Below are 14915 nucleotides of genomic sequence, written 5' to 3'. Positions count from 1 at the left end.
TCGCCAGTTGGGGTGGCGACTGGGGTGTTGGTGCGGGTTGGCGATGGTTTTTGGCGGAAAAACTATGGGTGGTGCGGTGCAGCATTTTTTTTGGTTTTTTTTGGAGGTTGGCATTTCCTTGTTTTCGTGTCGGTCTATTAGCGTTGCCCCTGTGCGGGGCGGCACTTACTTTTCTTTGCCGCGGCAAAGAAAAGTAAGCAAAAGAAAGCCGCTCACACCGCCAATGTGACGCAGTCCACAACCAGCCTTACGCGGGGAATGGTATAGGGGCGTCCGGCGTCTCGCGCCTTCAAAGGTAGTGACAAAGCCGTCATTCATCCCGTTGCTCGCTGCGCGCGCAACGGTTGGGTTTGCCACGGAAACCAGCAAACCTTCGGTTTGCGTCATGCCCCTCGGGGCGCGTAGCGCCCCCGGGTGGGCGGGCGCCTTGTCACTTAGTGGTAGGGTGCGGGGGACCGGATGCTCCTATACCTTTCCCCCTTAACGGCTGTTTGTGGACTGCGTCACACTGGCGGTGTGAGCGGCTTTCTTTTGCCTACTTTTCTTTGCCGCTGCAAAGAAAAGTAGGTGCCGCCCCGCACAGGGGCGACACTAATAGACCGACACGAAAACAAGGAAATGCCAAAACAAAAGAAAACCAATCAAAACGAATGCCTCATCCCAATACGCACATCCGCCTGCGTAGTAGTGGAAGAAGGCGTAAAGCTATACCCAATCACAGCATCGACCCCTTGCGAAGCCTTAAGCCAGTCGCCAGAAAGATAAACATCGGTATTCTTGGAGAGCAGATAATGCAACCCAGCCGAGATTTGATTCCAGTGATGCCCATCGAAGTGAGTGTACTGATACCCGCCAATAGCACTAAAAGCCGGCGTAACCTGCCAGTTAGCGCCGCCTTCGGCCACAAGCATATGTTCGCTGTCCCCGAACGCCTTGATCTGCGTATAAGTGAAGTCTCCAGAAAGCGTCACAGCGCCGATCGCATAGCTAGCCCCGATCCCAAACGTCCCCTGTTTATCAACAGGAAACGAATCGCTAGAATAAAGATCGGCAACCGCCCCCGAAGCATCCACGCTCACAGTAGGCCGCCCAAAAAAAGACCGCACACCAATCATGGCATAAGGATCGAACGCATAAATCCCTGAAGGATTATTCAACTGCGTATACGCAGTCCCCATAGCGAAATCGCCATGCTGATACTGCGCCCCCACGCTCCACGCGCTACCCGTATGGAAATCCCCTGGCGTATTGCTGAATGAATACATACCGCCGAACTGGAACCCACCATACGTATTCGACATGAACTTGATCGAATTAGGCAGATGATCCCCATTCATGCGGTCGAAGTCGCCTTGATTGATTGCATAGCCGCTCGCCCAGGCGGTGATATTGAACAGATAAACAAACTCCTGCGTCATATCGATCTGGTTACCGAGCGTAAGCGTTCCCCAATCGCTTTGCAGTCCCACATAAGCAGCACGCCCAAATAGCGATCCACCGTTCGCCAGTTGCCCGTTGCCCAGGTGAAAACCGCTTTCCAGTTCGAACACCGCTTTCAGTCCGCCGCCCAGGTCTTCCGTGCCCTTTAAGCCAAAACGGTTCGCATAGGAAATACCGTCGTCGAATTTGACCTGATGCGAGCCGCCAGCGTTGTTCACCCACGTCACACCCGCGTCGATAATGCCGTAGAGGGTCACGCTGCTCTGCGCATGGCTCGCGTTCGACATCAGCATCGTCGCCAGCGCAATGGCACTCAAGGCCGCCGTATTCGTTCTTTTCATGGTGTCGGTCTCTCCAGACTCGCACTACGGTTGAAAGGCCGCATGCTGCAAGCAGCGCACGGACCTGCAAAACGTATAAGTCCAAATCTCCCGCCACTTGCGCTCAAACGACGCCCGCCAGGCTTGATGCGACATGACCGCCCAGGATCATCGCGAATCCGTCAAGCAGCTTCGAAAATACGTCATACAGGACCCACCCCGTTTTTTATTGATTGATCGTTCAATAAAAAAAACTTAAAGTTAAGCCCTTCACGATGCACCAGGAATGCCATGCCCAAGATCGGAATGCGCGAAATTCGCCGCGCCCAGCTTATCGATGCCACTCTGGAGTCGATCGATCAGTCGGGTCTGTCCGGCACGACGCTTGCTACCGTGGCGCAGCGCGCGCGCATTTCCACGGGCATCGTCAGCCACTATTTCGGCGGCAAGGATGCGCTGCTCGAAGCCACCATGCGCCATGTGCTGCGCGATCTCGGCGCGGCTGCACAACGCCGGCTCAAGGCTGCGCGGCCGCAGGCACGGGCGCGTTTGCGCGCGATCGTCGCGGCGAATTTCGACGTTTCGCAGGTTAGCGGCCCCGTGATGAAGACCTGGCTCGCGTTCTGGGCCGAGAGCATGCATGTGCCCGCGCTGCGGCGGCTGCAACACGTCAATACGCGGCGGCTGTATTCGAATCTCTGTGTGGAGTTCGGCCGCGCACTGCCGCACGCGGCCTCGCGCCGCGCCGCCAGCGGGCTTGCCGCCATGATCGACGGTCTGTGGCTGCGTGGCGCCACCACCGGCGAGCCGTTCGATACAAAGGCCGCGCTGCGCCTTGCCAACGACTACATCGACCTTCTGCTGGAAGCGCACGCCCGCCCGCGTGCGGCCCAGCGCGCCTGAACTGGAGCGACACTCGCATGACCACTCGCACGACTGCTTTCGGCCCCGAACGCCTCTTTATCGACGGCCAGTACGCCGACGCCACCAGCGGCGAAACCTTCGAAACGCACGACCCCGCCACCGGCGAACTGCTCGCCATCGTGCAGCAGGCCAGCGCGGCCGATGTCGAGCGCGCCGTGCAATCCGCACGCGCGGGCCAGCGCGTCTGGGCCGCCATGACCGCCATGCAGCGATCGCGCATCCTGCGCCGCGCCGTCGAATTGCTGCGCGAGCGCAACGACGAACTCGCCGAGCTCGAAATGCGCGATACCGGCAAGCCCATCGCGGAAACGCGTAGCGTCGATATCGTCACGGGCGCCGACGTGATCGAGTATTACGCGGGCCTCGTGCCCGCACTCGAAGGCCAGCAGATTCCGCTGCGCGAAAGCTCGTTCGTCTACACGCGGCGCGAACCGCTGGGCGTGACGGCCGGTATCGGCGCATGGAATTACCCGCTGCAGATCGCCTGCTGGAAATCCGCGCCTGCACTCGCAGCCGGCAATGCAATGATTTTCAAACCCAGTGAAATCACCCCGCTTTCTGCCTCGCGTCTCGCGCAGATCTATATCGAAGCGGGTGTGCCGCCTGGCGTATTCAATGTCGTACAGGGCGATGCACGCGTGGGCGCGCTGCTGAGCACGCATCCCGCCATCGAGAAAATTTCGTTCACAGGCGGCGTGGAAACGGGCAAGAAAGTGATGGCGGCCGCGGGCGCATCGTCGCTCAAGGAAGTGACGATGGAACTGGGCGGCAAGTCACCGCTGATCGTTTTCGACGATGCCGATCTCGATCGCGCCGCCGATATCGCCGTCACCGCCAACTTCTTCAGCGCGGGCCAGGTCTGCACCAACGGCACGCGCGTATTCGTGCATCGCGCCGTGCGCGAGGCCTTCGAAGCACGCGTCATCGAGCGCGTGGCGCGCATTCGCGTGGGGCAGCCCAGCGACCCCGCCACCAACTTCGGGCCGCTTGCCAGTGCGGCGCAACTCGAAAAAGTGCTGCGCTATATCGAGAGCGGCAAGCGCGAAGGAGCGCGGTTGCTCGCAGGCGGTGCACGTCGGATCGAAGGCGACTTCGCGCGCGGCCAGTTCGTGCAGCCCACGGTCTTTACCGATTGCCGCGACGACATGCAGATCGTACGCGAGGAGATTTTCGGCCCAGTCATGAGCATTCTCGTATTCGATGAGGAACGCGAAGTAATCGAGCGAGCGAACGATACGCTCTACGGTCTGGCCGCTGGCGTCGTGACGGAAAACCTGGCGCGCGCGCATCGCGCGATTCATCGTCTGGAAGCGGGTATTTGCTGGATCAATACGTGGGGCGAGTCGCCCGCCGAAATGCCGGTGGGCGGCTACAAGCAATCGGGCGTGGGACGCGAAAACGGCCTCACCACGCTCGAGCACTACACGCGCATCAAATCCGTTCAGGTCGAGCTGGGACCGTATCAGCCCGTCTTCTAAAAAGCGCCGCAGAGAGGGAACCGCATATGGCCTCGCAGGAGTACGACTACATCATCATCGGCGCGGGATCGGCGGGCAATGTGCTCGCCACGCGCCTCACCGAAGATCCAGACGTCAAGGTGCTGTTGCTGGAAGCGGGCGGCCCCGACTATCGCTTCGACTTTCGCACGCAGATGCCCGCTGCGCTCGCCTATCCTTTGCAGGGACGGCGCTATAACTGGGCCTACGAAACCGACCCCGAGCCGCATATGGACAACCGCCGCATGGAATGCGGACGTGGCAAGGGTCTGGGCGGTTCGTCGTTGATCAACGGCATGTGTTATATCCGCGGCAATGCACTCGATTACGACGGTTGGGCCGCTATCGAAGGTCTGCAAAACTGGAGCTATCTGGACTGTCTGCCGTATTTCCGCAAAGCGGAAACGCGCGACGTGGGCGCGAACGATTATCACGGCGGCGAAGGTCCCGTGCATGTGACGACCAGCAAGCCCGGCGTGAATCCACTGTTCGAAGCGATGATCGAAGCGGGCGTCGAAGCGGGCTATCCGCGCACCGACGATCTCAACGGCTATCGTCAGGAAGGCTTCGGCCCCATGGATCGCACGGTGACGGCGAAAGGCCGGCGCGCCAGCACGGCGCGCGGCTATCTCGATCAGGCGCGCCATCGGCCGAATCTTGACATCGTCACACATGCCGTGACCGATCGCATTCTCTTTAGCGGCAAGCGTGCGCGCGGCGTGGTGTTCATGGACGGCCCCGCGCGCGTCACGCGTCATGCGCGACGCGAAGTGCTGCTCTGCGCGGGCGCGATTGCGTCGCCGCAAATCCTGCAGCGCTCGGGCGTGGGTCCCGGCGAGTGGCTGCGCGAACTCGACATTCCCGTCGTGCTCGATCTCCCGGGCGTGGGCCGCAATCTTCAGGACCACCTGGAAATGTACATGCAGTACGAGTGCAAGGAGCCGGTCTCGCTCTACCCTGCATTGAAACTGCGCAATCAACCCGCTATCGGTCTTGAATGGATGTTGCGCGGCACCGGCATCGGCGCGAGCAATCACTTCGAAGCGGGTGGCTTTATCCGCACACGCGACGATGATCCGTGGCCGAATATCCAGTATCACTTTCTGCCGGTCGCCATCAATTACAACGGCAGCAATGCAATCGAAATGCACGGCTTCCAGGCGCACGTGGGATCGATGCGCTCGCCCAGTCGCGGCCGTGTGAAACTGCGTTCGCGTGATCCGCGCCAGCATCCGTCGATTCTCTTCAACTATATGGCCGAGCCGCTCGACTGGCGCGAATTCCGCGACGCCATTCGCATTACGCGCGAGATCATTGCGCAGCCTGCGCTCGATCGCTTCCGTGGCCGCGAATTAAATCCCGGCGCGGATCTGAAAACCGATGCACAGATCGACGCCTTCGTGCGCAGCCGCGCTGAAACGGCTTATCACCCTTCCTGCTCGTGCCCGATGGGTTATGACAATATGGCGGTGGTGGATGCCGAAGGCCGCGTGCACGGTATCGACGGTCTGCGCGTGGTGGATGCGTCGATCATGCCGCTGATCACCACGGGCAATCTGAATGCGCCGACCATCATGATGGCCGAGAAAATTGCCGATCGTATTCGCGGGCGCGCCGCGCTTGCACGGGTGGAAACGCCTTACTACGTCGCCAACGGTGCGCCTGCGCGCGGCGGTGTGGTGCCGCAGAATCCGGTGGCAAAGCGCAGCGGTCAGCCGGCGACAGTCTGAAACTCGCGCCAACAAAAAAAGCCCCGGCTCTGTCTGTCATGCAGAACCGGGGCTGCGCGTATTCGAACACGCGGTCGCTTAAGGCATGAGTTTGGTCAGACCGGCTATTTGCACAACCGAATCCTCCTTCGGTGTTGCAACCCAGTCCAGCGCACTAAATACGAAAATATCGTAGCCGAAGTCCCAGATCGCTTTAGCCAACATGAGCGCATCGTTCTTTCCATATTCGATATAGATTGGCGGACGGAATGTATCGATGATTTTGCTGGCTCCGCGCAGCACGTCGATCTCCATCCCTTCCACGTCGATCTTCATGAAGTCCACGCGTGGCAAATTCAGGCTATCGAGCGTAATGATGGGAACGGTCTCTTCAGCGGCATCCCATTGCGGCGCTTGCCCGATGAATTCCTTTTGCTGCCCATTGCCAAACTCAATACCGCTAAAGCTGGAAGGTACCGAATAATCAATACGCGGCACCTTCAGTGTGCCCTGTTGCGCACCAACGGCCGCGAGATGGCAATGCACATTCTGGAAATTGTTCATTGCCACATTGCCCGCCAGCATCTGGAACAAAATCCGCTGCGGCTCGAACGTGTGCACGATGCCGCGCTTCGATTCGCATGCCCGCGCGAACTCCAGCGTATGCACACCGATATTCGCGCCCACATCGAGCACCACGCACTCCGGCGGCAATACCTCCACGATCTCGCGCATCAAGCCAATCTCGCGCGGGTCATAGCCGCCTTCTTCCAGCAGCGCCACGCCGGTTCCAAACGCAAAGGACGCCTCGTTACGATTGACCAGCATGAGACCATGCGGCGTGGGCACCAGTACATTGTTCAATTTCTTCAATTCGACCTCCATTTTCCGCATTTATTGTTTCTATTCGACGGCACGCATTAACGATTTCGCTGTACTGCTTATCGATATCGGAACGGGTACAGGAAAAGGCCGTTGAGTATAGGTGCGGAAAAACAGAGGGCGTCTGACGTGGCGCAGAGAAAGCGAAAATTACCAGCCAATGCAAAAAATAAAAAAGCGAGTTCGACGATCCGTCAGAACTCGCAGAGGTCACCCCAACTCAAGCGCTACGCGCTAACCACTCGACTTAACCCACTCTTGCCGCGAAATAATGCGAAGCGGCGATTGTCGCTGCGGCCAGCGCGAGTGCACCATACGGCGCCAGCGACTTCCAGCGGCTGCGCACCGTCACCGCCAGTTCCATATCGTGCGCGCTGCCAGCCGGAAAGCGGCCGCGATCCTGCCAGTAGTGGCGATAGGCAAACACCGGCACGATCAGCAGCACCGCAAAAAGCCCATCGCGCAAGGTGTTTTCGCCTTGCAGATTCGCGCCTGCGCCCACGAACACGAGATTCGCGTAACCGCACACCGCACCGGCTGCGAGCAGCCAGGTCGGGCAACGAAACGGCCGATGCCACGACGGACGGTCCATGCGATGAATCCAGCCCGACTGCAGATTCAGGAAGACGAACAGCATGTAGCAGACGTTCGAGATCGACAGCACCGTCATGTAATCGGACATCGCCAGCAAGACGAGATTGAAGCCAAGGTCCGTCCACATCGCCGCAGTGGGCGCGCCATGCTCGTTCACGCGCGACAGATAACGCGGCAGCCAGCCATCGACCGAAGCTTGATACAGCGTGCGCGACGAACCCATCATCGACGTCATCACGATCAGCAGGATCGACAGCATCAGCATGACGACCATCACATTGCCGACCCACGCGCCGCCGCCGACGATAGACGCCATCGCCGTGCCCACGCCCGTACCGTCGCCGATACGCGGGTCCAGCATCGCCTGCGTGCCGAGCGCCCCCTGAAACGCGAGCGGCACGAGCGTCATGACCACGAGACACAAGGCGCCCGACCAGAAGATCGCGCGCGCCGTATCGCGGCGCGGGTCGCGGAATTCGCGCGTATAGCAGACCGCGGTTTCGAAGCCATACGAAGCCCAACCGGCCATGAACATTGCGCCCAGCGCCATCACCACGCCCTGCCCGTTCCATGCGCCGAAAAGCGATGCGGTGAGATTGCCGCGTGCATCGTGACCCAGCGGCAGCAGCGGAAACAGATGAGTCGCAGGCACATCGCCGGTCACGAACGGAACGATGCCGACGATCAGCAGCGGCGTAAGCGACGCAATGCCAAGAATCTTTTGCGTGCGCGCCGCTTTCGAAGCGCCGCTATGTTGCAGACGGAACGTGATCAGCAAGAACGCGGCGGCAATCAGAAACGTCGCGTTGATACGCAAGGTCAGACCGTGTTGAATAAAGCCGAGATTGGCAATCGTCCAGTGCCACTGACGCACGGTGGCTTCGGGCGGAAACAGCGTGGCCAGCGCATAATTCGCCGCGAGTCCACAACCGAGCGCGAGCATGGGCGACCAGGCAAGCCAGTTGCACCACACGGAAACGGGCGCCACCATCTTGCTGTAACGCACCCAGCCAATCGCGCCATAAACCGAAGCGCCACCCGACTTATGCGGGAAAAGGCCTGAAATTTCGGCGTAAGTCGCGCTCTGGATCAGGCCCATCGTAATCGACGCGATCCAGATCGCCCATGCGGGCTGACCGATGGTCGCGCATACGCCGCCTAGCGTGAATAGCACGCCAGCGGGCACGCCGCTTGTGACCCAGAAGGCGTCTTTCCAGGTGAGTCCGCGCCGCAAACCCGAACCGGGGCTTTCGCTTGCGCGTCCCTGCTCTGCACTGCCTGCTCCTATTCCAGCCTGCTCCATCTATCTCCTCCTTTGTTCAACGCTACTCGAACAAAATTACCGGGCCTATCGGGATTTCCGGCGTAGCGCGGCGCATACACCGAAAATCCGCAGACAAATGGCGTGACTTCGCACACCTCATGCCCGCTGCCATTCGAAGCCTTGTTCAAAGCCTTATTCAAAGCCTTGAATCACGACATCAATGCGTGCCCAGATAGGCACGCACGGCGGGCAATCCCGGCTTGCCGTCGAAGGTCGTCACGCCAGCGAGCCATTTGTCGAGCATCTGCGGATTGCTCTTGAGCCAGGCGGCGGCGGCCTTGTCCGGGTCTTCCTTATTCATGATCGGCACCATCAGATGGTTTTCGATCGACGTCGTGAACTGGAGATTGGAAACGAACTTCGAAACGTTCGGACAACGCGCGCTATAGTCGGGCGGCACGGCCGTGAGCACGCGCGCCTCGCCATAATTCGGGCCGAACACGGCGTCGCCGCCCGTGAGATAGTCGATCTTCATCTGCACGTTCATCGGATGCGGTTCCCAGCCGAGGAACACGATCCATTGCTTGTCGCGAATCGCACGATTGACCTGCACGAGCATGCCTGCCTCGCTCGATTCGACGAGCTTGAATTTGCCCAGGCCATATTGATTGCCGCTGATCATTTTCTGGATCAACGCATTGCCGTCGTTACCCGGTTCGATGCCGTAGATATGGCCTTGCAGCTTGTCGGCGAACTTCGCGATGTCCTGGAACGAATGCAGACCGCCCTGATAAACATAATCGGGCACGGCCAGCGTGTATTTGGCGCCGGTGAGATTGGGCGTATTGAGCACCTTGATCGTACCGGCCTTGACGAACGGCTCGATGATCGGGTCCATGGTCGGCGACCAGTAGCCGAGGAACACATCGATCTGCTTCGACTTGAGGCCGGCGAAGGTGATGGGCACGGAAGCGAGCGTGGTCGTGGGCGCGTAGCCCAGGCCCGCGAGAATGGTCGAGGCCAGCCCGGTGGTCGCGGCAATATCGGTCCAGCCGACATCGGCGAAACGCACGCTCCTGCACATGGCCGGATCGGCCGCGAAGGCGCTGGAGCCTGCGAGCGCCGCCAGCACGGCGGCGCACATCGGGACTTTCCTGAATCGTGCCATTTCTTCTTCTCCTCGGGTTTCATCGGGGTCGATCGATGCTTAATCGTCGCGCGGCAATAAGCGCGCGAACGTAGCAAACGCGACGACGACTTGCGCTGAAACGACAAGTCATGAAACGAAGCATGAAAGAAGCGGGAAGGCTTCGAAAGCCTGTGGTACGGGTTACGGAACGCTGACGGTTCCGCTTGCTTTTCGTTTAGGGCTGGAGAGGCCGCGCGTGGCTGTGCGCGGCCTGTGATGCGGAGGGTTTGAAGCGCTTACTTGGTATCTTCGGCCTTTTGTTCGACTGGTTCGCTGGGGTATTTGAACTGGCCGTAGCGAATCATGAGCACGCCTAGTGCGATCAGCACGATCGCGCCTGCCGATGCGAGCAGGTGAAGTTCGGTATTCATACCGGCGCGCAGGATGAGGTCTCGTGCGATCGATACCATCGCGATGTAGAGCGGAAAGCGTACGGGCAGCTGGCCGGCTTTGAGGTATTGGCCGACCATCGCGAACACTTCCAGGTAGAGGAACATCAGCAGCAGATCGGTCAGCGATACGCCATCCGAATTCACCATGCGGTAGATGAGGTGGACCATTGCGGCCACTGTGCCGATGCCGATGATGAACAGGCCGAATAGTTCGGCAAGCTCCATCGCGCGTTCGAGGCGCACTTTGATCGCTTTTTGTAGCGCGTGTTCGTATTTCATATTCCCTGGGTTCCTTCGATTCAATCCGGTCAGACGGGTGGGTTTTATCGTAGCTTGGGAATGTGAATGTTGGGGTGGGTGGGGGAATGTTGTTGTAAGGATGGGACGGGGGGGGTGGTGGTTTCTTTTTAGGGTTTTTGGTGTGGTGGAATGTGGTTGGTGTTTTTTTGTTTTTGTTTTGGCATTTCTTTTTTTGTTTTGGCATTTCCTTGTGTTCGTGTCGGTCTATTAGCGTTGCCCCTGTGCGGGGCGGCACCTACTTTTCTTTGCAGCGGCAAAGAAAAGTAGGCAAAAGAAAGCCGCTACAAACGCCAGACTGACGCAGTCCACAACCAGCCTTACGCGGGGAATGGTATAGGGGCGTCTGCCATCTCGCACCTTCAAACTGAGTGACAAAGCCGTCATTCATCCCGTTGCTCGCTGCGCGTGCAACGGCCGGGTATGCGGGGGACCCCCCTGAAATTCAAGCGTTTTCGTGAACCCAGCAAACCTTCGGTTTGCGTTTTCGTTATGCCCCTCGGGGCGCGCAGCGTCCCCGGGTGGGCGGGCGCCTTGTCACTTAGTGGTAGGGTGCGAGGGATCGGATGCTCCTATACCTTTCCCCCTGAACGGCGGTTTGTGGACTGCGTCACACTGGCGGTGTGAGCGGCTTTCTTTTGCCTACTTTTCTTTGCCGCTGCAAAGAAAAGTAGGTGCCGCCCCGCACAGGGGCGACGCTAATAGACCGACACGAATTCAAGGAAATGCCAAAGAAAAAGAAAACAAAAAAAAGCTCAAAAACCCACTTCCCTCTGCAACACCGCGACAACAAACCGCACCCCACTCCCCATCAAACTCTCGCGCCCGGCCCCAAGAAAAACGGTCCCCTCCACATCCCTGGCAACCCCAACCGCCCCATCACACCTCCCAAACCGCACCTGCCAGGTCGCCTGCAAAGGCACAACACGATGGGTTTTAGCGTCCTGCTCAGCCGGAATCGCCCCCCCATAAACGCTAGCCACAGAAAGCTCATCCAGCGTCGCCAGATTAACCTTATCGACCGCTTCGACAACACAGCGCCTGGAAGCCATCTCAGCCACTCCAGCCACAAACACAGCCTTCTGCCCGGCCTTGAGCCGCCCCACATCGTTCTCGCCAACAAACGCGTCACCCTTAACGCCAACCGGCGCAATCACATCGTAAACACGCTCCCCACGCGCAAGCCACGCCCCAGGCACCGGCGGGTCGCCCGCCTCCTGCACCGTCCCATCAAAAGGCGCCCGCAGCGTCAACTGCGCTATCTCCGCCTGCAATCCCGCCACCGTCTGCCGCGCCGCATCCCACCGCCGCGCCAGCGCCGTCCCTTGCTGCTGCAAGCGCTCATCAAAAGGCTGCTGCGCCACTTCCCAACGCAATTGCGCTTCATCGGCCTGCGCGGCCTTGAGCTTGTAATCGAGGTCCGGCGAGACCAGCACCGCCAGCGTATCGCCCGCATGCACGCTCGCACCGTCACGCACCGGCGGCACAGCCGCATCCAGATAGCCAGGCTCGACCGTATACACGCCCTGCGCGCGCTGCGGCCCCAACACAGCGGGCGCGCTCACGCCCGCGTGCCACGGCAGCACGAAAAAGCCCACCAGCATCGCGCCGATCAACGCACTGCGCAAAGTCTCGCGACGCCAATGCAATTCCGTACGCCGCCGCCAAGTGGCCGCCGCTTCGCGCCATACCGGCCGCACGATAAACCAGCCGAATTCCACGCAAAACAGCACCATGCCCAGCAGTTTGAAAAACGCGTGATACACCACCAGCGCAATCGACATAAAGACGATCAGCCGGTACAGCCACGTCGCAAACGAAAAGCCGATCAAAAAGCGCCGCCGCGACGCCGTGCACGGTTCAGGCTGCGGATCGCCGAATCCGAATAGCCATTCGCGCAGCCACCAGCGCCCCAGCGCAAAAGCGCGGTCATGCAGGTTCGGCATGTCGAGCCAGTCGGACAGCAGAAAATAGCCGTCGAAACGCATGAATGGGCTCGCGTTGATCGCAAGCGTGGCAATCCATGTGGTGGTGGCGAGCAGGAATGCACCCGCGCGCAACGAGCCGTCGGGCAGCACGCTCCATGCGAGCGTAGCGACCGCCGCCAGCGCGATTTCGCTGAGCATGCCGGCCGCGCCAATCCATAAGCGATGCTGCCGCTGCGGCACTTTCCACGCTTCGGTGGTATCCGTGTACAGCACCGGCACCATCACGAGCAGCGCAACGCCCATCGTCGGGACGCGGCAGCCGTAGCGCTGCGCCGTATAAGCATGGGCGAATTCGTGCAGCACTTTCGCGCAGCCCAAAGCAACACCCACGCCGATCAAGCCGCGCCAATCCGCGTAATTGTGGAAGGTATGCAGGAATTCGTCCCAGCGGCGCGAGGCGAGAAACAGGCCGATCAGCGCGCACGCCGCCACCGCCAGCCAGAATGCAGGCCGGTAGGCAAAGGCCGCATAACGCGCGGTACGGCGCAAAAACGTCATCGGATGCCAGAGCGGCACGCGGATCATCAGATAGTGCTTGAGCAGCCACATCGCGCTCGTGCTGCGCTGGGCGTCGGCGTGTTGCTGCAGACGTGCGGTGTCCTGCGCGTGGGTGGCGATCAGCAGGTTCTGCTGGCGCAGCATGCGCAGCAGCATCTCCATATCGTCGAGCGTCACCGTGAGCGTGGTCTCGCGATTCACGCTCTCGACAATCGCGCGCGGGTCGTCGAGCGGCCAACGCGCGAGCAGTTCGAATGCAGGCCAGCCAATCTGGAAGAAGCGGTTCGCGGCCGGATCATGGAGCATCCACGTCGGCGCGCCTTCAGGCGTGGACGCGCCGCGCGTGAGCGTCAGCTCCTGGCGTAAGGGAGGAAGTCGGGACATGTTGCGAAGTGCCTGGCGTCACCAGCCAAGCCATTGCCGCGCCAGCGCCAGCGGGCGGCGCAGCACGTAGTAGATCGCCGGCACCCACGATCCGTGGATGCGCGCCGTGCCCATCGCGCCAAGCGGCGCATTCGCCTCGCCCGCCGCGAAACTCGCGCGCACGCGATAGGCCAGCACGCCTTCGGGCGTCGGTTCGGCGCGATAGGCGATCGAGTCGATGTGCGCGTCGTAGCTCGCCAGCGGCGAACTCTTCGGGTAAAGCGTGAGCGTCGCGCCCGGCTTCACGTCGATGTTATCGGCGACGGGCAGCCAAGCGGTCAGTTCCACATGCGACGGATCGGCGATCAGCAGAATGCGCTCGCCCACGGCCACCGCCTTGCCGGTCCATTCGTTCGGATCACTAAATACCGCGACGCCCGCGCGCGACGCGCTCACCTTCACGCGCGCGAGTTGCTGCGCGGTGTAGTCGAGCGTCACCTGGCTCTGGTCGAGCTTGCCCTTGCGCTCGGCCATATCGAGTCGCGTGCGGTCGTCGGTGACGGCAAGCTGGGCGGTCTGGCGAAACTCTTCCTGCGCCGTGTCGAAGTCCTTGCGCGCGACCGCATAGCGCGATTGCAGCGTGGTGGCGTCGAGTCCGAGCAGCGGCGTGCCGCGCTGCACCGGCTGGTTCGGCTGCACGTAAAGCCGGTCGATCACGCCGTCCAGCGGTGCACGCACCACGAACGGGTCTTTCGGCGTGACTTCGGCGGGCGCGAGCACGGTCAGGCGCAGCGGAATCATGCAGGCCAGCGCGAGCCCGATCAGCACGCGGCGCTGCGTGCGCCCCGGCTTGAGCAACGCACGCGCGCGTTCGAGCCACGAGGCGCGCGGCGCGAACGCGTCGAGCGCATGACTCCAGACCAGGCCCAGTTCTTCGAGCAGCGCGCAATCGGTCGCGCTCCACGCGTCGTCGCGTGCGAACACCACGCCGCCATGCGCGCGGCCATCGCGGCTCGTCAGCGGCAGCCACGCGCCGTGCGCGGGCCACCAGGCTTGCCATTCGTCGGCGACATGCGGGGCGTCGGCGCGCAGATCGTCGGCGGTAAAGGTCCGCACGTGCGGCCGCGCGGGCAGCACCGGCGCGGGCTGTCCTTCCACGCGTGCGGCGGCTTCGGCATCGGGCGCGGCGGGCGCCGCGCGCGCCAGCGCCTTGCAGAGCGCGCCCAGCCACTGCACGTAAGGTGCGTTGGCATCGCTTTGCGGCAAGCCCGACACCGCGGCAATCGCGCCCGGCGCACTGCCGCGCCACCACGCCGCCTGCCGGTACGGCAGCAGCGCAAGCGTTTCGTTGACGATGGTGAAGCCGAGCGTCGCCTCGCTGCTGGCCGCGCGTGCGCGCGCGCCCAGTTGCCAGAGCACCGCCAGTTGTTGACCTTCGATGCGTACATGAGGCGCGCTGCTTTGCGCGCCGCGCTGTTCTCCGCGCTGTTCTGCGCTCTGTGCGTTGTTTTGCGCGGTATCCTGCCCTGCGCCGCTGGGCGTGCCCGACTCGCTCATGA

The 14915-nt window shown here is 61.1% G+C and carries 9 protein-coding genes and 1 pseudogene; 3 read left to right on the top strand and 7 right to left on the bottom strand.

All coding sequences use genetic code 11. The annotated features are described in order from the left end of the window. Nucleotides 1-641: 641 nt before the first annotated feature. Nucleotides 642-1781, bottom strand: coding sequence for a porin (locus G3N59_RS01675; RefSeq protein ID WP_205980735.1), 1140 nt, complete (start codon nucleotides 1779-1781; stop codon nucleotides 642-644). 270 nt (nucleotides 1782-2051) lie between these two features. On the opposite strand from G3N59_RS01675, the gene betI reads away from it, so the two are divergent. The 3 genes from betI to betA are packed head-to-tail and all read left to right on the top strand — an operon-like array spanning nucleotide 2052 to nucleotide 5910. Then, nucleotides 2052-2663 carry a transcriptional regulator BetI gene (betI, locus tag G3N59_RS01670; RefSeq protein WP_205980734.1) on the top strand — a complete coding sequence of 204 codons (612 nt, stop codon included), beginning with the start codon at nucleotides 2052-2054 and terminating at the stop codon, nucleotides 2661-2663. A gap of 17 nt (nucleotides 2664-2680) precedes the next feature. Then, the gene (gene betB / locus G3N59_RS01665) at nucleotides 2681-4162 is read left to right on the top strand and encodes a betaine-aldehyde dehydrogenase (RefSeq protein WP_205980732.1); all 1482 of its coding nucleotides are present in this window, start codon (nucleotides 2681-2683) and stop codon (nucleotides 4160-4162) included. Nucleotides 4163-4188: 26 nt separating this feature from the next. Further along, a complete protein-coding gene (gene betA, locus G3N59_RS01660; protein WP_205980731.1) occupies nucleotides 4189-5910 on the top strand; it encodes a choline dehydrogenase in 1722 nt (573 codons plus the stop codon). A 78-nt stretch (nucleotides 5911-5988) separates the two neighbouring features. Here the strand turns inward: betA and G3N59_RS01655 are convergent, their stop codons facing one another. From G3N59_RS01655 to G3N59_RS01630, 6 genes and pseudogenes are all read right to left on the bottom strand, one after another. After that, on the bottom strand, nucleotides 5989-6762 hold the full coding sequence (locus G3N59_RS01655) for an FkbM family methyltransferase (RefSeq protein ID WP_205980729.1): 774 nt from the start codon (nucleotides 6760-6762) through the stop codon (nucleotides 5989-5991). A gap of 256 nt (nucleotides 6763-7018) precedes the next feature. Then, nucleotides 7019-8593 (bottom strand): annotated as a pseudogene (locus G3N59_RS01650) (APC family permease); the annotation flags it as partial. A 253-nt stretch (nucleotides 8594-8846) separates the two neighbouring features. Further along, nucleotides 8847-9773, bottom strand: coding sequence for a choline ABC transporter substrate-binding protein (locus G3N59_RS01645; protein WP_205981066.1), 927 nt, complete (start codon nucleotides 9771-9773; stop codon nucleotides 8847-8849). 281 nt (nucleotides 9774-10054) lie between these two features. Next, nucleotides 10055-10489 (bottom strand): phosphate-starvation-inducible PsiE family protein, encoded by a 435-nt coding sequence (locus tag G3N59_RS01640; RefSeq protein WP_205980727.1) that lies wholly within the window; start codon nucleotides 10487-10489, stop codon nucleotides 10055-10057. 773 nt (nucleotides 10490-11262) lie between these two features. Continuing rightward, nucleotides 11263-13377 (bottom strand): HlyD family efflux transporter periplasmic adaptor subunit, encoded by a 2115-nt coding sequence (locus G3N59_RS01635; RefSeq protein WP_205980726.1) that lies wholly within the window; start codon nucleotides 13375-13377, stop codon nucleotides 11263-11265. An 18-nt stretch (nucleotides 13378-13395) separates the two neighbouring features. After that, nucleotides 13396-14913, bottom strand: a complete 1518-nt coding sequence (locus G3N59_RS01630; protein WP_205980725.1) for an HlyD family efflux transporter periplasmic adaptor subunit — start codon at nucleotides 14911-14913, stop codon at nucleotides 13396-13398. Nucleotides 14914-14915 lie beyond the last annotated feature (2 nt).

This window comes from Paraburkholderia sp. Ac-20340 (assembly GCF_017104965.1).
GTDB lineage: Bacteria > Pseudomonadota > Gammaproteobacteria > Burkholderiales > Burkholderiaceae > Paraburkholderia.
Note: the sequence above shows the minus strand (reverse complement) of the source record. Positions and strands in the feature narration are given on the sequence as shown.

Bases quoted from the DNA above. Each gene is read 5' to 3' on its own strand.
- G3N59_RS01675 (WP_205980735.1), bottom strand. From the start codon at position 1,781: ATGAAAAGAACGAATACGGCGGCCTTGAGTGCCATTGCGCTGGCGACG.
- betI (WP_205980734.1), top strand. From the start codon at position 2,052: ATGCCCAAGATCGGAATGCGCGAAATTCGCCGCGCCCAGCTTATCGAT.
- betB (WP_205980732.1), top strand. From the start codon at position 2,681: ATGACCACTCGCACGACTGCTTTCGGCCCCGAACGCCTCTTTATCGAC.
- betA (WP_205980731.1), top strand. From the start codon at position 4,189: ATGGCCTCGCAGGAGTACGACTACATCATCATCGGCGCGGGATCGGCG.
- G3N59_RS01645 (WP_205981066.1), bottom strand. From the start codon at position 9,773: ATGTGCGCCGCCGTGCTGGCGGCGCTCGCAGGCTCCAGCGCCTTCGCG.
- G3N59_RS01640 (WP_205980727.1), bottom strand. From the start codon at position 10,489: ATGAAATACGAACACGCGCTACAAAAAGCGATCAAAGTGCGCCTCGAA.
- G3N59_RS01635 (WP_205980726.1), bottom strand. From the start codon at position 13,377: ATGTCCCGACTTCCTCCCTTACGCCAGGAGCTGACGCTCACGCGCGGC.
- G3N59_RS01630 (WP_205980725.1), bottom strand. From the start codon at position 14,913: ATGAGCGAGTCGGGCACGCCCAGCGGCGCAGGGCAGGATACCGCGCAA.